Origin of the sequence: Xanthomonas sp. DAR 34887 (genome assembly GCF_041245805.1) — a bacterium.
Classification (GTDB): Bacteria; Pseudomonadota; Gammaproteobacteria; order Xanthomonadales; family Xanthomonadaceae; genus Xanthomonas_A; species Xanthomonas_A tesorieronis.
Map to the genome: position 1 here is coordinate 5173763 of NZ_CP162490.1, position 18187 is coordinate 5191949.

The 18187-nt window shown below is 63.3% G+C and carries 12 protein-coding genes; 2 read left to right on the plus strand and 10 right to left on the minus strand.

What is annotated here, in order from left to right; genetic code table 11:
• Positions 1 to 30: 30 nt before the first annotated feature.
• Positions 31 to 2457, plus strand: a complete 2427-nt coding sequence (locus tag AB3X08_RS21975) for an AAA family ATPase (RefSeq protein WP_369935166.1) — start codon at positions 31 to 33, stop codon at positions 2455 to 2457.
• Between the two features lie 118 nt (positions 2458 to 2575).
• Here AB3X08_RS21975 and AB3X08_RS21980 read toward each other — a convergent pair whose 3' ends face one another.
• Positions 2576 to 4975: a GH36-type glycosyl hydrolase domain-containing protein gene (locus tag AB3X08_RS21980; RefSeq protein WP_369935168.1), complete on the minus strand. Its 2400-nt coding sequence runs from the start codon at positions 4973 to 4975 to the stop codon at positions 2576 to 2578.
• On the minus strand, positions 4972 to 6351 hold the full coding sequence (locus AB3X08_RS21985; protein WP_369935170.1) for an MFS transporter: 1380 nt from the start codon (positions 6349 to 6351) through the stop codon (positions 4972 to 4974). The genes AB3X08_RS21980 and AB3X08_RS21985 overlap by 4 nt, the downstream gene beginning before the upstream one ends.
• 151 nt (positions 6352 to 6502) lie before the next feature.
• On the opposite strand from AB3X08_RS21985, the gene AB3X08_RS21990 reads away from it, so the two are divergent.
• Complete coding sequence (locus AB3X08_RS21990) at positions 6503 to 7066, plus strand: gluconokinase (protein ID WP_369935172.1); 564 nt, start codon at positions 6503 to 6505, stop codon at positions 7064 to 7066.
• A 623-nt stretch (positions 7067 to 7689) separates the two neighbouring features.
• On the opposite strand, the gene AB3X08_RS21995 is transcribed toward AB3X08_RS21990, so the two are convergent.
• The 8 genes from AB3X08_RS21995 to AB3X08_RS22030 all read right to left on the minus strand — a co-directional run bounded on the left by AB3X08_RS21995 (position 7690) and on the right by AB3X08_RS22030 (position 17847).
• Positions 7690 to 8304: a DNA-3-methyladenine glycosylase gene (locus AB3X08_RS21995; RefSeq protein ID WP_369935173.1), complete on the minus strand. Its 615-nt coding sequence runs from the start codon at positions 8302 to 8304 to the stop codon at positions 7690 to 7692.
• A gap of 237 nt (positions 8305 to 8541) precedes the next feature.
• Positions 8542 to 10689, minus strand: a complete 2148-nt coding sequence (locus tag AB3X08_RS22000) for a S46 family peptidase (protein WP_369935174.1) — start codon at positions 10687 to 10689, stop codon at positions 8542 to 8544.
• A gap of 478 nt (positions 10690 to 11167) precedes the next feature.
• A complete protein-coding gene (locus AB3X08_RS22005) occupies positions 11168 to 11422 on the minus strand; it encodes a hypothetical protein (protein WP_369935176.1) in 255 nt (84 codons plus the stop codon).
• A gap of 8 nt (positions 11423 to 11430) precedes the next feature.
• On the minus strand, positions 11431 to 12456 hold the full coding sequence (locus tag AB3X08_RS22010; protein ID WP_369935180.1) for an RHS repeat domain-containing protein: 1026 nt from the start codon (positions 12454 to 12456) through the stop codon (positions 11431 to 11433).
• Positions 12457 to 12581: 125 nt separating this feature from the next.
• On the minus strand, positions 12582 to 12881 hold the full coding sequence (locus tag AB3X08_RS22015; protein WP_369935181.1) for a hypothetical protein: 300 nt from the start codon (positions 12879 to 12881) through the stop codon (positions 12582 to 12584).
• 17 nt (positions 12882 to 12898) lie between these two features.
• Positions 12899 to 13291 (minus strand): hypothetical protein, encoded by a 393-nt coding sequence (locus tag AB3X08_RS22020; protein ID WP_369935183.1) that lies wholly within the window; start codon positions 13289 to 13291, stop codon positions 12899 to 12901.
• A 1-nt stretch (position 13292) separates the two neighbouring features.
• Positions 13293 to 13634: a hypothetical protein gene (locus AB3X08_RS22025; RefSeq protein WP_369935185.1), complete on the minus strand. Its 342-nt coding sequence runs from the start codon at positions 13632 to 13634 to the stop codon at positions 13293 to 13295.
• Between the two features lie 10 nt (positions 13635 to 13644).
• Positions 13645 to 17847: an RHS repeat domain-containing protein gene (locus AB3X08_RS22030; protein WP_369935186.1), complete on the minus strand. Its 4203-nt coding sequence runs from the start codon at positions 17845 to 17847 to the stop codon at positions 13645 to 13647.
• Positions 17848 to 18187 lie beyond the last annotated feature (340 nt).

Genomic DNA, 18187 nt, shown 5'->3' on the forward strand with positions numbered 1-18187 from the left:
CGCAGTGAACGCCCACGCCCGCCCACAACGATGACGTCCGTCCCAAGCGAGTCGCGGGCGAGCTATCTGCAGCAGCAACGGCTGCGGCTGCAGACGCAGTTGCAACAGGCGCAGGCGCGGCAAGCCGCGGCCGAGGCCGAGGTGGAGCGGCATCTGCCGGCAGTGGAACAGGCCCTGGCCACGATCCGCCGCGACTTCGTCGCGCAGGCCGCGCAGGCCGCGCGCGCGGTGCTGCGCCGCGCACACCGCCGCGCGTGGTGGCCGGCGCTGCTGCTGCGCCCGCTGCTGCCGGACTGGCGCTGGCGGCTGGCGCTGCTCGCCTTCCTGCTGCTGGCGCTGCCGTGGATGAGTGCGCACTGGCTCGGCGACGCGCGCGGCTATCTGGACTGGTGGCGCCACCTGGGCATGCAGCGCGACACGCTGCTCCTGCTGCAGCGCGCGCTGCCGTCGCTGCTGCTCTATGCGCTGCTGGTCGTCGGCGGCGCGCAACTGCTGGCCCGGCATGTCAGCCATGACCAACGCGCGCTGCTGCGCGGTTTCGCGCAACGGCCGCTGGCGCTGATGCAGTTCGCCCGCGACAGCCGCCACGATGCGACCTATCCGTACCGCGTCACCCGCGCGCCCTGGCCGCAGCGCGAACTGCAGGGCCGCTGGCAGATCGCCGCGGCATACGGCGACCTGTCCGATGCGCGCATGCTGGCGCTGCACGATGGCGCCGAGCCGGAACCGCAGGTGCAGGCGCTGCTGGTGCTGCCGGACGCCAGCCGCGCCGCCGCGTTGATCCCGATCGACACCGCGCTCGACAGCGACACGCAGGCGCAGCTGCACGAGCTTGCGCTGGCCGTGGCAACCAACGCGGCCACCGAGGCGCAGCCGATCGCCGAGCTGCATCGGCACGTGGATGCATGGATGGAAGCGCGCAGCCAGCAGCGCATGCTGCAGCAGCGGCTGCAGAGCATGGACGCCATCCACCGTCACTGGGCCGACGTGGCGCTGCCCGACGCCACGCTCGACCAGATCCTCAAGCTGGTGGACCTGTTCGTGTCCGGGCGCACGCCGGCGCCGAAGGGCATGCTGCTGCACGGCCCGCCCGGCACCGGCAAGACCCTGATCGCGCGCAAGCTGGCGCGCCATGCCGGTTGCCATTTCGAAGCGTTGGGCGTGGCCGACCTGAAGGCTGCGCACGTCGGCCATACCGGCCCCAAGGTGCAGGCGATCTGGCAGCGCTGCCGCGCCAAGGCGCCGGCGATCCTGTTCATCGACGAATGCGAAAGCGTGTTCGCGCGCCGCGGCGGCGTGGACAGCGACAGCTTCGGCGCCGAACTGGTGCAGACCTTTCTCGCCGAATGGGACGGCTTCCATGAAGCGCGCGGCCAGGTGCTGGTGATCGGCGCCACCAACCGCGCCGAACTGCTCGACGACGCGGTGATGTCGCGCTTCACCGCCAGCATCGGCATCGGCCTGCCGGATGCCGCCGCGCGCGCGCGCATCCTTGGCGGCGAACTGGAGCGCGCCGGCTTCGCGCTGGCGCTGGACCCGCGCGTGGTCGCCGACAGCAGCGGCCTGTCCGGCCGCGACCTGCATACGCTGGTGGCGCGGGTCGCCGCCGAGTGCATGGGCGGCGAGCTTGACGGCGACGCGCTGCTGGCGCAGTTGCGGTTGCTGCGCGGCAAGGGCTCCACCCGGGTGGCGCCGCTGGACTGGAACGACATCGTGCTGCCGGCGCCGGTGATCGAGGAATTCGTCGGCCTGGGCAAGGAACTGCGCAACGCCGAAACCCTGGCCACGCTGGGCGTGCCGGTGCCGCGCGGGATCCTGATGTACGGCCCGCCCGGCACCGGCAAGACCCAGCTCGCGCGGATCCTGGCCAGCCAGTCGGGGTTGGCCTTCATCGCCCTGACCGGCGCCGACCTCAAGGCCGCCTACCTGGGCCAGTCGGGCCAGCGCGTGCAGGCCGCGTTCGAACGCGCACGCGCACAGGCGCCGTGCATCGTGTTCGTCGACGAGATCGATATCGTCGCGCCGGCGCGCGGAGCCGACGGCGACGATGCGCTGACCCGCGAGATCGTCGGCCAGCTGCTGCAGGAACTGGACGGCGTCGCCAGCCAGGCCGGGCAAGTGTTCCTGCTGGCCGCCAGCAACCATGCCGAGCGGATCGACCCGGCGCTGCTGTCGCGGCTGGACCGGCAGATCGAGATCGGCCTGCCCGACCACGCCGCACGCAGCGCGATCGTCGCGCGCCTGCTGCATGGCAAGCCGCTGGCATTCGATGCGGCGGAAGCGGCCACTTGGTTGGCCGAACGCAGCGCAGGCCGCTCCGGCCGCGACCTGCAGACCTGGATCAGCCGCGCCATGCGCCGCGCCGCGCGCCGCGCGTTGCTGGAGAGCGACGATGCGGCGAATACCCGGCTGCAGTGGCAGGATCTGGTCGAGACCGCGGATGCGGCACGCGCGTAACCGGCGTTCTGTCGCGGCTAAAGCCGCGCCTACAGTGCGCATGGCCGCACGCCTGTCCCTGTAGGAGCGGCTTCAGCCGCGACAGAACGCCAGACCTCGCCGGGGAGAACGCCCGCCCTCACCCACCCGGCAGCACCACCTCGACCAGATAACGCCGCCCTGGCGCGATGCCGTCGATCCGCGGCACCTCCAGCGTGCGCCCATCCACGCTGACCCGCTGCGCAACGCAGCCCGCATCGCGCCGCATGCGCACCTCGAACAGCGCTCCGCGAAAACGACGCTGTACCGTCGCCTGCAACCAATGCGAGGGCAGCTGCGGGCGCACGCACAGCGCCTCACCCTCGCCCTTGAGCCCGAACAATCCCTCGATCAGGCAGCGATACAGCCATGCCGCGGTGCCGGTATTGAACAATTGGCTGGAACGGCCGGCGGTGCGCGGCAATTCGCGCCAGGCGCCACGGTAATAGTTCGGCACGAACACCGGCAATTGGCCGCGCTGCAGGTAGTCGGCCAGGTCCGGCCCCGGGATCATCGCGCGCAGCACGCGCCAGGCGCGGTCGGCGTCGCCGATCGCGTACAACGCATGCAGGTAGAACGCGGCGGCGTGGTTGTAGACCGACCCGTTCTCCGCCGAACCTGGATGCTTCTGCGTCAGCCGGCCCACGTCCTCGCGCATCGCGGTGTACGGCGGCGCCAGCATCGTCGGCCCGTACGGCGTGTCCAGCTGTGCATCGACCGCCTGCAGCAGGCGCGCGCGCCGGTCCGCATCGGCGGTACCGGCGAGCAGCGCCCAGCTCTGCGGATTGAGATAGATACGGCCTTCCGCGTCGTCCTTGATACCGAAACGCACGCCGTCGTCGGTGATGCCGCGCGCATACCAGTCGCCATCCCACAATTCGCGATTGACCGCAGCGTTGACCTCCTCCGCGCCGGCGCGGCATGCGGCCGCCTGGGCGTGGCGGCCATGGCGTTCGCAGAGCGTCGCCCACAGCTGCAGCGCGTATGCCGTGGCCACCGACAGCCAGCCGGACACGCCGCGACCGCGGTAGCCGACCATGTTCATCGGATCGCACCAATCGCCCTGCGCGATATAGCTCAGCCCGCGCGCATCGCGTGCGCCGAGCAGCCAGCGCATCGCTGCGTCCAGCCGCTCGGCGACACTGACGCCGCGCCCGTCGGCGCCGACCACGATCTCGTCGAGCAGCGCCGCATCGCCGGTCTCGTCCAGATACGCCGACAGGAACACCGGCAGCCACACGCAATGGTCGGTATGCGGCACCTGGTTGATGTATTTCAGTTCCGCGCCTTCGATCAGCAGGATGCCGTCCGGCATCGCGCCGCTGGCTTCCTGCTGCGACAGCGCATGCAGCAACGCCGCGCGCGCGGTCTGCGGGCGCAGGAAGCTCATGCCCATGTGGTCCTGCAGGAAGTTGCGGGTCTGCGGATCGGTGGTCAGGCGGTTGACGTCGCCGTGATAGAACACCTGCCGCGGCAGCCAATGGTTGACCAGGTTGTCCAGGCACGGATCGGGCGTGGCGATCTGCAGGCAACCGGCCGACTCTTCCAGGTAATCGCGGTACGCGGCGGCCGCCTCGGCGAACCCGGCCGCGGACAGATAGCGTTGCCGCAGCGCCGCGATCTCCGCATCGTCGCGCGCCGGGCCGAACAGAAAGCGAAGCGTGTGTTCCTGCTGCGGCTGCAGCGTCAGGCGGTACTGCAAGGCCGCGGTGGGCGTTTCGTAGCGCGCATCGCTGCCGCCCAGCCGCGGCTGCAGCACCGCACTCGGTGCGTGCAACCCGCCCTCGCCCTCGAACGCCGATTGCCGCGCCTCCCACGCCTCCGGCGCCTGCTCGTGCAGCAGGAACGTGCAGTCCTTGAAGTCGCGGTTGCGGAAATAGTCCTCGACCTTCTGGTACGGCGTGACGCTGCGGCACACGATCCCGCCCAGGTCGGTGCGGTACTCGCCGCTCTGGTGCATCCACGACATGTAGCCGACCGGGAAATACGCATACAACGCGATCCGACGCGCGCGCCCGTCCAGATTGCGCACCTGGCACTGCCACAGCTCGACCGTGTCCTCGACCGGCAACTGCAGGCGTACCTCCACCTCGATGTCCGCATAACGCACACACCAGGCGATGTCGCGCTTGCCGACCGAGAAGCGGAACGCCTGCGGCGTCGCCCGCACCGGCTCGTACGGCACCGAATAGACCGCGCCGCTGTCCTCGTCCTTGAGATAGAAGAAGCGCCCCGGATGATGCGCGTAGTACGGCTGCTCCGGCTGCATGAAGGTCCTGGCCTCCAGGTTCGGCGCATGCGCGTACTTGGCCGGCTCCGGCTGCATGAACTGCGCGGTGGCGTAGCCGCGGCAGGTGAGCTGGATCATCATCTTCCGGTTCCACAGAAAGCCGCCGGCATTGGGCAGGGCCGTCGGGCTGTACAGCTCGTAGCGCTCGCCATCGGCGCTGGGCGCCAGCAACTCGGTTACCTCGCGGAATGCATCGTTGCCAACGCTCATGCGCCTGCTTCCTTCGCGGCGCGCTTGCGTGCCGCCAGTTCCTGTTGAATGCGCAGCAGCGCCGCGTCGTCGAGCGGATAGAACCGCATCGTCCACGCCGCCAGCAGCGCGACCGCGCCCGGAATCACCGTCAGCAGCAGCACGATCCCCAGCTGCGATGCATCGCTCTGCGCCTGATTGGCCACATACCCCATCCCCGCCAGCATCCACGCGATGCAGGCCGAGGCCAGCGCGCCGCCGAGCTTCTGCGAGAACGTCGCCGCCGAAAACGTCATCGCGGTGGCGCGGCGCCCGGTCTTCCATTCGGTGTAGTCGGCCGTGTCGGCGTACATCGAGAACGCCAGCGGCGATTTCGGCCCCAGCGCGAGGCCGATCAGCAGGTTGAGCGCGAACAGCGCCCAGATCGCCTCGCGCGGAATGAAGAACATCGCGCAGCTGAGCACGCCCACCAGCGCCATCAATCCCATCATCAGCCGGCGCTTGTCGAACAGCCGGGTCAGCAGCGGCGTGGCCGCCGCGCCCAGCGCCAGCGCCACCGAATAGCTGCCCAGGAACCAGCCGGTCAGGTCGGGACGGCCGACGTAGTACTTGAAGTAGTACACGCCGGCACCGGCGCGCATGACAATGGTGATCATGATGATCAGCGCCAGCGCGAACAGCACCCGCCATGGCGGATTGCGCAACAGGTCGGCGATGTCCTGCAGCACCGGCGTGCGCGGCTGCGGCAGCGGCTGCACGCGCTCGCGCGTGGTGGCGAACACGATCGCGAACAGTACCGCCGCGGCGATGCCGTAGACCAGCATGGTGCGCTGCCAGCCCTGCGCATCGTCGCCGTTGCCGAACCAGCGCACCATGTCCAGCGTGGCGTAGTTGACCAGCGTGGTACCGGCGAAGGCGGCGATGAAGCGGAAACTGATCAACGTGGTGCGCTGCTGGCTGTCGGCGGTGATCACCCCCGACAGCGCCGAATACGGGATGCTGATCACCGTGTACATCAGCATCATCAAGCCGAAGGTGGCGTAGGCCCAGACCAGCCGACCACCCTGGCCCAAATCCGGCGTGGTGTAGGCCAGCACGCCGCTGACCGCCATCGGCAGTGCGGCGAACAGCAGATACGGGCGGAACTTGCCCCAACGCGAGCGGGTGCGATCGGCGATGGCCCCCATCAGCGGATCGGTGACCGCGTCGACCACCTTAGTCAGCAGGATCATCGTGCCCACCGCCGCCGCCGGCAGGCCCATGGTGTCGGTGTAGAAGATCAGCAGGAACGCGGAGATATTGGCCCAGTAGAAATTGAAGCCCATGTCGCCGACGCCGTAGCCGACCTTTTCGGTCCAGCGCAGCGGAGCATCGGCGCGTTGCGGCGGTGTGGGCATCGGCGATCCTGTCGGGTGGTCATGCGATGATGGAACGGCGCCAGTGCGCGTTCCGCTGATCGTGGCGTGCCGACGCTACACCACGCTGCGCGCATCGCCAACGCCGGCGCACGCATCATGCCAAACCTCCTGCAAGGTATAACCGCTCGTGATGGACGCAACATCCCAGAATTTCTTGCCGCAGCGCAGCGAAGCCATCGTCGTGATGGGCATTTCCGGCAGCGGCAAGACCAGCGTCGCGCAGGCGCTGGCCGCGCACTACCGCCTCGTATTCCTGGACGCCGACGATTTCCACAGCGCCGAGGCCAAGGCGCAGATGGCGCACGGCGTCCCGCTGACCGACGCGCAGCGCGTGCCCTGGGTGGCAGCGCTGGCGCTGCGCCTGCGCCAGTCGATCGATGCCGGCCAAAGCGTCGTGCTGGCGTTCTCCGGATTGCGCCGTTTGCATCGGCAACAGCTGCGCGACAGCGGCGTGCCGATGCGCTTCGTGTTCCTGCATGCGGCCGCGCATGTGATCGCCGAGCGTCTGGCGCGGCGCAGCGGCCACTTCATGTCGCCGGCCCTGCTGCAGAGCCAGATCGATACGCTGGAGCTGCCGCTGGAGGAGTCGGACGTACTCTCGGTGGACGTGGACGCACCGTTCGATGCGGTGGTGGCGGATGCGATCGCGCAGCTGGATGCCGCGCCTGGCGGTGCGCGGGTCGATGCGGGTTAGCTCGCTTTTTTCCGCAGTTGGCCATCGCCATCGGGCCGCCTCCTTCGTTGCGGCTGGATGCTCCTATAAGGATTGCAGCCAATCCGCTGGTGCACTGCAGGAAGGACTTCGGTCCCGACGTCTTCCCGCCACGGCAACCTCACCGCTTCGCTCGTCGCGGCTGAAGGCCACCTCTCTAATAGCCCCCAAAAGCAGGTCGATGCACTTGCGAGACGCCGATACGCCCAGCCGTCAGGTTCCGGTATCGATACGTTCGAGATGCCATGGCGTGGCAAAGGCGCACTGGCGGTAGACTCGGTGGTGTTGCGGCCGCGTTTTTCGTGGACGCCTTTGCATCACGGCTACTTCGTCCTCCTGTCGCGGCTGAAGCCGCTCCTACAAGAGCACGGCGCGCATGTGTAGGAGCGGCTTCAGCCGCGACAGAAAAAGGAGCACGCCAGCGACACGCGCAGCGAGCAGCTTCCGGAATGGAGGTATTAGAGATGCCCTGAAGTCGCTCCTACAAGGGGCGCGTGCGACCAGCTCGATGGGCACACTGTGGGAGGGACTTCAGTCCCGACGCCTTCCAGGTCACAGTCATCCTCCGCCGCATGCATCGGTATGTGTGGAACCCAACGCACCGGTCAGTTCGCGCGCATGCCCTTGCGCTTCACTCCCAGCCCAGGCCCCGACACGTTCGGATCGCCAGGCACATACCAGCGCCACAACGCCTCCATGGCCTTGCTGATGCCGATGCGCGGCGTGGCGACCGGATCGACTGGCGGCGGCGTGCCATCCTCGCCCACCCACAGACGCGAACTGGCCTTGGTCAGATCCAGCCCATTGTCGGCACCCGAAGCGCCAAGCGCCTTGGCCAGCCGGCCAGGGCCGCGGGTGAGATCGGCGATGCGTCCCACCCCGCGCGCCAGCTGCATCGCTTCCATGCCTGCAACCGGCGCCAGCGCCCGGATCAGCACCGCATGCCCGGGCGCGCCACCGCATACCGCGTTGAGCGCCCAGTGCATGCCGTAGATGAAATACACGTACAGATGGCCGGGCGGCCCGAACATCACCCGCGTGCGCGGGGTCATGCCGCGGAAAGAATGCGCCGCCGGATCCTCTGCGCCGCAATAGGCCTCGACCTCGACGATGCGACCGCAGCGGCCATCGTCGGTGACCAGCAACTTGTTCAACAACTCCGGCGCCACCAGGCGCGAGTCGCGGGCGTAAAAGATGCGCGGCAGCGGGGTCGGTAACATTGCTACAGCCTAGTGGGACGTCCGTGAAGAGCCGAGCCGCGGTTGCAGGTCCTCCATGCTACTGAACACACGGGGGCCTGATGCGCGTGCCACGGCACCGCCAGGTTGGCGACAAGGCCAGCGCGTAGTGCGTAGCATCAGAGCAGATGCCGTTCCGGCCGTATCCCATTACCGCACCCCCGCCCGTCGGTATCGATGCGGAGCACCAAGCCCGGTACATTACGGACGCGGCATCGCTCATTCCGCAGGCAACCGCAGCTCCTGCAGCAACTGCGGCGCCGGATACACCTTGGCCAGCAACCAGCGCAGGTAGCGCATGTCCACATGGATCGCCCGCTTGTAGCGCGGGTCGTACCACCAGCTGGCGCTGACCGCCTCCCAGTTGCTGTCGAAGTTAAGGCCGATCAGCTCGCCGCGCGCGTTGAGCACCGGCGACCCGGAATTGCCGCCGGTCGTGTCCAGGTTGGTCAGAAAATTCACCGGCTGCGTCTTCAGCTGCGCATCGGCGGTGCTGCCGAAATCGCCCTTGGCGATCGCCGCGAGCAACGGCTTGGGCGCATCGAACGGCTCCTGCCCGGTGTTCTTCTCGACGATGCCGGCCACCGTGGTCACCGGCGCGAAGCTCACCGCATCGCGCGGTGCCAGCGGCTCGACCCGGCCATAGCTGATCCGCAAGGTGCTGTTGGCATCCGGATACACTGCCCGCCCCTGCTGCTTGCGCCAGGCGAACAGCGCACGCATGTAGGCCGGACGCAGGCGCAACTGCTCGCCCTCACGCGCCTTGCGCTCGTTTTCCAGCCGCAGCTGCGCCGGCACCAACGCCGCGGCCAACGTCATCAGCGGATCGGCGGCCACCGGCTTGCCCTCGCGCGCGGCGGCGAAACGCGACAGGCGTTCGCCCTCCTCGCCCAGCCTGGTCGCGGCATAGAGCTTGTCCAAGGCCTGCTGCAACTGCCCAGGCGTGCGCCCGAACGCCGCGTCGAATTCGGGTACGCGCTGCGCATCGGGCAACTGCTGGTAGCGGGTCAGCAGCGCGCTCAGCAAGGCCTTCTCCACCGTAGGCGAGTAACGCCGCTGCACCTGCTTCAGCGTGCCCTCGATCAGCGCCTGGTCGCGCTGCTGGTAGCCGGTCTCGCGCTGATCGTCGGCTTTGGCCGACTCCACCCGCAGCCGCTCCAGCGTCAAGGCCGAGCGCAGCAATTGGGTCTGGGTACCGATCAAGCTCAGCAGCAGATCACGCTCACGCAGCGCCGATGCATCAGCCAACAACGACTGCAAGGCCGTGACGTCGCGCGCATCGTCGCCATGTGTAGCGGCAAGCATGGCGCGCTCGTCCTCGCTGCGCAGCCGCACCGCTTCGCTGCGCTGCATGCCTTCCAGCTCGCCGGCCGCACGCTTGCGATTGTTCTTCAGCGACTGCAGCTGCGACGCATAGCGCGTGCGGGCATCGGCATCTGCTTTGCCCGCCGCTTCGATCACCGCGATCATCTGGTCGAACACAGCCACCCGTTGCGGCAGCGTCCAATTAACCTGCTCGTCGAACTCCGCCGCCGTGCGATGCCGGTAGGTGATGCCCGGATAGCCGGCAAGCATCGCGAAGTCCCCGGCCTTGGGCCCCTGCGTGGCGACCTGCAGATGCGCCGGCGGCTGGTACGGCACGTTGTCGGCACGGTAGTCGGCCGGCTTGCCATCCTTCCCGACGTAGGCGCGCAGCAAGGTGAAGTCGCCGCTGTGCCGCGGCCACATGAAGTTGTCGATCTCGTCGCCGTAGTTGCCGATCGCCCGCGGCGGCGCGTAGACCAAACGCACGTCGCGCAACTCCAACTGGCGGATCCGGTAGAAATCCGTGCCGTAATACATGTTGGCGACGCTGCAACGCACGCCACCCTCGCGCTCGCAATCGGCCACGATGCGCTTGCTCGCCGCATCCACCGCATCGAAATAGGCACGCCCGGTCTTGCCCTTAGCCGGCCCCAGAACTTGGTCGGTCACCTTGTCGAAGCCGACTGTCACCAACACCCGGAAATCCGGATTGGCCGCACGCTCGTCGCCACGATCCTTGGCGATGAAGCCCTGCTCGATCAGGTTCTCCTTGGTCGAGGTGTTGTACTGGATCACCCCATAGGCCACATGGTGGTTGGTCAGCAACAGCCCCTCGTCCGACACGAACGCCCCGGTCCCGCCTCCGACCTTCACCACCGCACTCAACGGCGGCTGCGTCACGGCCGCCAGATCGCGCGGATCTCCGCGAAAGCCGGCCTCGAGTAGCGGTTTGGCCAACTCCGGCAACTGCGATGGCATCCACATGCCTTCGTCGGCATAGGCGGTGGCGGTGAGGGCAAGGCTTAGGGTGAGCGAAGCGGCAAGAGAATTGGGCGCAGGCATGCGGAGATCGAGGCAAAGAACGTAACCGCGACCTTAGCTGGCCGATGCGGTCGCGGCAACCAAGATGCGATCCATTTATCGATGGATGTAGTCTTTACCTAGAAAGATCGAGAATCTTCCCGAGGAAAAAGAGCGCAAGTTAGGTCACTTCCCACGACCCAAGACACAAATGCCTGCTATTGAATAAGTGAACCTGACCCCGTTACCAACCTGACCCGTTAGTTGCTAGTTCCGGCGGTTGGATGGCACCCACATGCCTTCGTCGGCATGGGCAGTGAGGGCTAGGCCCAGGGTGAGGGAGGTGGCGAGGCAGTTGGGCAGGGGCATGCCACACTCCATTCCGGAAGAGGTCTTGAGCTCAGCTCGCGTATGGTGAAGCGTATCCAATGCCTCGTTCTTCTAATTAGAGATAAGCTCTCAAGCCATTTCCAAAAACAATCCAATTAACAAATTATTTTAAATAAAGCGCTATTGAATATCACCAAATCTGATCTTTCAGCGGCCGAGGCTTTATTTTCGCGTACTTTCCTTGAGCCTGCCTAACAAAATAACACATTATGCTGACGAAAATTGCTGCCCAGGAGATAATAAAAAAAACATAGACAAAGATCCATAAAGAAGCATATTCAAAATAATTTAAAAATAGCAAGAGGGGAACTAAAATTATTAAAGAAAATGCAATGATAAAGGCCGCCATCCAAAACAACTTTGGCTTAGCCGTGGTGAATTCCATGAGCGCTCTCATTTTCCTTCTTTCCTCAATCTCTGCGGAGAAGGCGTTATCAGGGTTCCAGTTATCATTTTTCCAGCACCAGCTCCAATATAGCTTCCTACTCCAGGCTTCAAACCAAACGATGCACTCTTCCCACCATCACTCCATTGAGCAGCAAATCCAACATCAACAGGAGTTCCCGTTTCTGGCGCAGCACTCATTTGAGCGAAGGCAATGTTTGTTTGAGAGATACCCGTGGTAAGTGGCCCATCATTGAGACCGACTGATGCGTTGAGTGATGCCACCCCACCTCCACCGATTGACGGAACACCACCTAAATTAAATTGTAAACCTATTTGTGGATGGGTGAAGTTTGCGACAACTCCGAAATCACCAGCCACTGTTACTCCTGGGCTAAAAACGCTATTACCCACAACTGGAGCGCCAATCATTCCTGCAACACCGAATGATGCTACAACATCTCTTTCGCTTAAAAGGTCTTTAATGCTTTTTATCTCTTGCTTCACTACGTTTTTGGCACCATCTACAGCACCACGCCCCAAGTCAACTGCCTTTTTTGCGGCATAGTTTATTGCAGCACTTTTAGCTTGTGTGGCCAGACCGTTACATACGTCACATGAGTCACGGCCATCTGGATCGTTATACCTATAAGGGTTATTGTTTGCGTACCAGTATCTATTGAATTTATCAATGGACGTTGAGCTCGAATCAATTGGATCTACGCTTAAAAATCTACCTATTCCTTGATCGTAGTATCGCTGCTGCATATACGTAAGCCCCGTGGCGGCGTCCATTACGTGCCCTGCATAGGCAGGCGCTTCAGTCAATGGGTGGTTAAGCAAATCGCCATAAGGTTCATATTCGCTACGTTCAATTGAATTTCGATCTTTATCCGTAACAAGCACTACAGAACCCAGTCCGTCTGTATGGACATACCGAATCGTCTGCGCCGAGGCGCTGAGTGCGACGAGCAATGAAATGGCTGCTGCAGCGGTGGCGCGCAGCATTGCCTTAACCACCCGGATTTTCAACATGACTCGTCCCTGCACTTTTTTGAGTGATTGATTTCATTCACTAGACGCATCGGTATGCGCACATTTAGCAATGCTTTCAGTAAAACTGATGCCGCATCGCCACCACAACTCACCACTGCAATCAGCTATTTCAAATAAATTTCGACAATACTGCACCCGCTGGCCTGCACGTCCACCTTGCGCTTATTGACCAGCGCCGTCATCAAGACTGCAAGCATCGACTTCCCGCCTGGTTGCGTTTCGCTGAATCCCATGACCGGGTTCGTGGGATTCGCGGCTTTGCACTCCTCCGGCGTGGCACTGAACCATACGAAATGACTGGCGTTCGCCTGATATGTGCCGATCTGGACTACTTCGACATTGCTCATAGATTCGTTCGCACTTGCCTGCCCACTCAATAAACCAATCGAAGCCAGTGCCAACATCCTTATTTTCATGCTCTTTAGCTCTTGGAAATGGATACGGACTTCAACTTCATGACGCCGCCACTACAGCCATCCACATAGAGCGTAGTCGGCACCTTGTTTTGCATGGCCATCAGCAAGAGCGACACCATCTCTTTCTGCATCGGCGCTCCCGGCTCGATAAGAAAGCGGTTGCCGTCGCCGCAATTCGCTCCGGCAGGCAGGGCACCTTGGGTATCCACAAAAAACCCCTCTCCTGCCCATCCCGTGGACAGAATCGCGACTGTTTGCCCACCGATATTGTAGGGAGCAGCATAGGCAGATCCACAAATCGACATAATTACTAGAGTATAAACCACCTTAATCACAACACCCCCCTTACAGCGCAAATTTGAAACGCCTGGCTCGCGAAAATTCAATAATTCAACCACCTTATTTCATCAGGCGGATAGAGATTACTTTTGTACGGGCACCAAAAATACAGACCCCTGTGTCTACTATGATCTCAACATCTGAATTTGATGTATAAGCTGCTAGCGCCATTGCCACCAATTCCTTGTACGCTGCATTATTCTTGTCTATACCAAAGTCATTGAGCGGTGCCGAGCATCCAGCTGGCCCGTTTCGAGTGTGATGAATGACCAAGCCTTCACCATTCCATCCATTTTCGACGTATGTGATCTTTCCCGAACCTACTAGTTCAGCAGCGTGGCTTGAGTAGCAAAAGCTGAGGCTCACGACTATAGATAGCGCCCCTAGCATCTTGGAAATCATATTCCCCACCTCAGTTGAGCAGCAATTGATACAACAGCGGGACGATGTCGAATGCTGGCCGCTGCGTATGCGCAACGTTCGCAACTGCGGCACATGTCCCATCTGACATACACGCCGATACCCGATACGAGTAGGTGCCTGAAGGCCTGGCCAGTGAGGTCCAACTGGGATCGGTGCCTTCATACACGGACGTCCATGTCACGCCGTCCACGCTCTCTTCCACCACGTAGCGGGTCGCGCCCGAGACCGGATTCCAGTTGACGTAGTCCTTGACCGAAGCAAGCTGCCCCAGCGGCCAGTCAGCTTCGGCGACCAGACTGCCGCCCAGCAGGATGTAGTCGGTCGATTTGGATTGACGCTGGTTTTTCTGGAAGCGCAGCGCGCCCGCCTGGTCGTACAGGGAGCCGATATTGCCGGCGCTCTGCACCGCCAACGTGCGACGGCCGTTGCCGTCGTAACGGTAGCTTTCCTTGCCCGTCGCCTGACGCAAGCGGTTGCCGTAGTCGAATACGAACGCTTGGCCGTTCTTGTTGCTGAGGTTGCCCTGCGGATCGTAGCTCATGCCGATGACGGTGCTACCGCCGCAGCTACCGGTCTTGACATTGGTGAGCTGCCAGTTCGTGTCGTAGCAGTAGTAGTGGTCCCGGCCCGGGGCCACGACGTGCGTCAGGTTGTCGAGTACGTCGTAGCCGTATGTAGCGGTTCCGAACATTGGTGACTCGGCCTTGGTCAGCCGGTCCAGCCCGTCGTAGGTCATGGTGCGGTTGCCGCGCTGGTTGCGTCCGGTGGCACCATCGCTGATGCCCGCCACGTTGCCGTTGGCGTCGTAGTCGTAGCCATCACTCAGGAACGCGGTGCCCCCATAGGCATCCTGGCTGGTGTCCGGCAGCTGACGCGCGTTCTGCGTCAGGGTGTGGACGATGCCATTGCCGTAGGTGAACTGCTTGATCGCTCCGTTTGGGTAGTAGCTCACGCCGGTGGCATAGCTGCCGGCCTTGGTAGGCTGGCCCAGCGCATTGGGCGCGTAGTCCACCGTCTGTCCCGATGGGTAGCGGTGCGCGGCGAGGTTGCCGTTGGCGTCGTAGGCATAGCCCAGCGCCCAGGTTTCGCCATCGGCCTGGCCCTGGCTTTCGGCGATCAGCAGGCGGCGCTTGTTGTAGGCATAGCTATTGTAGGTGGCGATGCCGTTGTTGGTGGTCGTGATCTGCTTGACCGCCCCATCCGGCCAGTAACTCCAGGCCTGGTTGCCGTTTCCATCGGGGAAGCTCAGCGCCTTGATCCGGTTGCGCACGTCGTAGCTGCGATCGACCCGCCGGCCTGAAGCGAAGGCTGAATCCGCGTCGCAGGACGTGGTGCTGGGTAGCGACAGGCCCGCGGCACTCCACACCAGGTTGCCGGCGGCGTCGTAGCCGTTGGCGGTGGCGCCGGTCTCCGGTTCCACCGTCTTGCACAGCTGCTGATAGGTGTCGTAGATGTAGCTGCGGGTGACCGACACGGTGCCGTTGGCGTCGCGACGGCGGATGGACAGGGGCTTGCCGAAGACGTCGCGATTGATCTCGGTGGTGGCGCCTTCCGGATGCTGGAACCACACCGGCGCGTCGTAGCCCGGGCGGTCGAAGACCTGATATCCGGAGAGCGTCTGGTTGCCACGTGGGTTGGTCACACGCATCTGGCTGGCTGGCAGGTAGTCGGTCTTCGTCGTCAACAGCCCCAGTTCGGAATCCTGGGACACCGAGGTGGTCCGGCCAAGCGCGTCGTACTGCGTCCACGTGCCGGCCGACAGTTGGTCGGATGTGCCGGGATAGGACGCGAACAAGGTGTGCCCTTGATGGTCGTAGGTGAACCGGCTGAACCGCTGGGTCGCGCCCACGTTCGCGGCGTCGTACTCCTGGGTCAGCACCGGCCGCCACAGGCCATCGAGGTAGGTGATTTTCATGGCGTTGCCAGTCGACACGGTGTGCCGCCAGTGCCCGGCGGGCAACCCGAATTCGGTGGCGTTCACCCGTTCGAACGCCAGACCGGTGGACGCCCAGGAAACCGTATCGCCGGACGGGTAGGCGATGCTGGTCAGTCGTCCCATGGCATCGTAGCCGTAGCTGGTCGCATAGCCGTTTTCGTCGGTCGCCGAGCTGATCAGACCACGGTCGTCGATGACGGCCGTGTCGCTGGTGCCGTCCGCATAGGTGATGCCCTGCGGCATGCCGCGCTTCCAGCCGCTGATGCTGGTGGCATTGCCTTTCCCGTCTGTCACCTTCGACACCGTTCCGTCGGCGTTGTAGGCCACCGTCTGGATGGTCTTGCCGAACCGCGAAAAGCGCGTCGGCAGGGCCGTCGCCGGATCGTAGGTGTTGGCGGACATCTCCTTGGCATCGCCGGGCGCCGTCTTGGTGACGGAAGCGACCTGGCCGATGACCCACAGGTTGAGGTTGTCGTAGTACGCGGTGGCTTCGGTGCGGGTGTTGAACGCACTGGAGCGGATCACGCTGGTGGGGCGCGCGAACACGTCGAAGCTGTTCACTGCCATCTGGAAGGTATCGCCATCCTGGGTGATGGTGGTGCGCTTCAGCGGCCGAAGCCCTGCGATTGAGACGTCGTCGACGTTCGACCCGTGCCCAGAACCGACGAAGTTTGGAAACGGCTGATTGGCGACTTCATCGCTCGTGATGTAGTCGTTCTCGCTCTTGCTGAGGATATTCACTGTGTCCCCGGACGAACCGCTGGTGAAAGAGCCAGTCTCCACGCCCAGGTCCAGTCCTTCGTTCAAGTTGTACCATGCACCGAAGGTGTACCGCTTGAAGTCGTTTTCAGGGCCACGTACCTCGGTCTGCATCGACTTTCTGCACGCGGTCGGCGGCAGGTCCGAACGCTGGCAGGTCTCCGCAAAGGCCAGCGCACCTGCACCGATGTCATAGGTATACGACCATTGCATCGACGGCAGGCCAGGTCCGCTGATCGACTTGCTGACCAGGGTGAAGTTGTCCGAGAAGTTGGGGATGGTCAGATACTGATAACTGGTACTCGGACCCGCCGCATCCAGGAAGCTGTTGCACTGTTTGGGGATGTTGTGGCGGAAATGCCGCTTTACCGAGAACGCATAGGTTGCAGTGGCATTGCTCGGCAACGTGACGGCATAGGTAAAGTTTCCGGTAGACATCTCCGGCGCCGGGCAACGCGGAGGATTTTCATAGAGCGGCAAGGCAGGCGTCGGGGTAATGATCATGTCGCCGCTTTGCACGTAGCGGGACTGCGCATTATCCGGTTGCGTCACCGTCAACGACTTGTCGCCGTACGAATAGGTCCAGCTGCCGATGCTGGACTCGACCGCAGTGATGTTGGCACCAGAGGTTCCGGTCACACGAATGTAGCGGCCATCGCTGGCATCGATGCGCGACAACTGATCACCGTTGTAGGTGTAGGTGACCCAATTGCCGAAGCGATCCTCGACCCGCGTAGCCAGGAAAAATACCGCCAGGCGCGACATCGACGCGCTTGCGGAATAGTTGCCCAGACGCTTGGAGATGGATGGATGCGTCTTGCTGACCACCCAATCGAAGTAATACTTGTTGCCTTCCGGCGAAAGCGCCACGAATCCTTCGCCGGGATATCCGTTCTTGGTGCTCGCCAGGCACGAGAATCGCCAGAAGTCCTTGGTGATCCAGGGATAGCTGGTGCCGTTGCTCGGCGCTGGCAACTGAGTCGAAGGATCCTTGAGCATCTGGCGATCGCCAGAGCCCGGAATGTGCAGATTATTGCCTGACCAATAATCCCGCGAAGGAATGGTGTAGCTCGGTGGTTCTGCGGGCTGACTACAGCGGCTATTCGGGCTATTGCCGTAGACTTGCCAGCCGTTCGTGCTGAACACGCCCATCAGGTACGGCACATCGAGCGAACCGCCGACGCCGAAACCGCCAAGCTTCCCACTGCGTCCCACCCCGTCGTCTTCCACGACATGCGTGCGCTGCAGGCGAACGGGCAGGTTGCTGTTACCGGGGATGTCGATGTCCGTCCAGTTGAACACCACACTGCCGTTCTTCAGACTGACTTGCTCACCGAAGGAATCGACGCTCAAGCGCCCGATCTCCTGGGATTGCTTGATCCGTTCGACGTACTTCTGGTCGAACCGCAATTCGTCCGCGCCAGCAGTGGCCGCATACCCGAGGGCCAACAGCGCCACGCCTGCACGCAGCCGGAAGAACGTCTGGAACCTATCCATAGAGAAGTCTCAAGAAAGCAGTCGGCAACCAATGCGAGGCTGCAGCGCGCAGATAACCTGCGCGGCAGGGACATGGTCGGTATCTGGATGTGGTGCAGACCGGCACGCACCCGAAAAACGGCGCGCCAGTACAGGGCGATCGACTGCTAGGGCGGCAATCGCGACGGATTGCACAGCTGTGTGACAGGCAAGCCGGTGCCGAAGCGACAATCCATGTTTCCCCCTGGTTTCAATATGGTCCCTGGGGGATCACTGCGCGCACATGCCGTCCGCGTATCGCAGCCGCACGGCTACTCATTTGCTGCTGTCTGGATCCCCGACGGAACTGTGATAGAACACA

What these genes read in the sequence shown, in the direction of transcription:
- AB3X08_RS21975 (WP_369935166.1), top strand. Translation starts at nt 31, where the DNA reads ATGACGTCCGTCCCAAGCGAGTCGCGGGCGAGCTATCTGCAGCAGCAA.
- AB3X08_RS21980 (WP_369935168.1), bottom strand. Translation starts at nt 4,975, where the DNA reads ATGAGCGTTGGCAACGATGCATTCCGCGAGGTAACCGAGTTGCTGGCG.
- AB3X08_RS21985 (WP_369935170.1), bottom strand. Translation starts at nt 6,351, where the DNA reads ATGCCCACACCGCCGCAACGCGCCGATGCTCCGCTGCGCTGGACCGAA.
- AB3X08_RS21990 (WP_369935172.1), top strand. Translation starts at nt 6,503, where the DNA reads ATGGACGCAACATCCCAGAATTTCTTGCCGCAGCGCAGCGAAGCCATC.
- AB3X08_RS21995 (WP_369935173.1), bottom strand. Translation starts at nt 8,304, where the DNA reads ATGTTACCGACCCCGCTGCCGCGCATCTTTTACGCCCGCGACTCGCGC.
- AB3X08_RS22000 (WP_369935174.1), bottom strand. Translation starts at nt 10,689, where the DNA reads ATGCCTGCGCCCAATTCTCTTGCCGCTTCGCTCACCCTAAGCCTTGCC.
- AB3X08_RS22005 (WP_369935176.1), bottom strand. Translation starts at nt 11,422, where the DNA reads ATGGAATTCACCACGGCTAAGCCAAAGTTGTTTTGGATGGCGGCCTTT.
- AB3X08_RS22010 (WP_369935180.1), bottom strand. Translation starts at nt 12,456, where the DNA reads ATGTTGAAAATCCGGGTGGTTAAGGCAATGCTGCGCGCCACCGCTGCA.
- AB3X08_RS22015 (WP_369935181.1), bottom strand. Translation starts at nt 12,881, where the DNA reads ATGTTGGCACTGGCTTCGATTGGTTTATTGAGTGGGCAGGCAAGTGCG.
- AB3X08_RS22025 (WP_369935185.1), bottom strand. Translation starts at nt 13,634, where the DNA reads ATGATTTCCAAGATGCTAGGGGCGCTATCTATAGTCGTGAGCCTCAGC.
- AB3X08_RS22030 (WP_369935186.1), bottom strand. Translation starts at nt 17,847, where the DNA reads ATGGATAGGTTCCAGACGTTCTTCCGGCTGCGTGCAGGCGTGGCGCTG.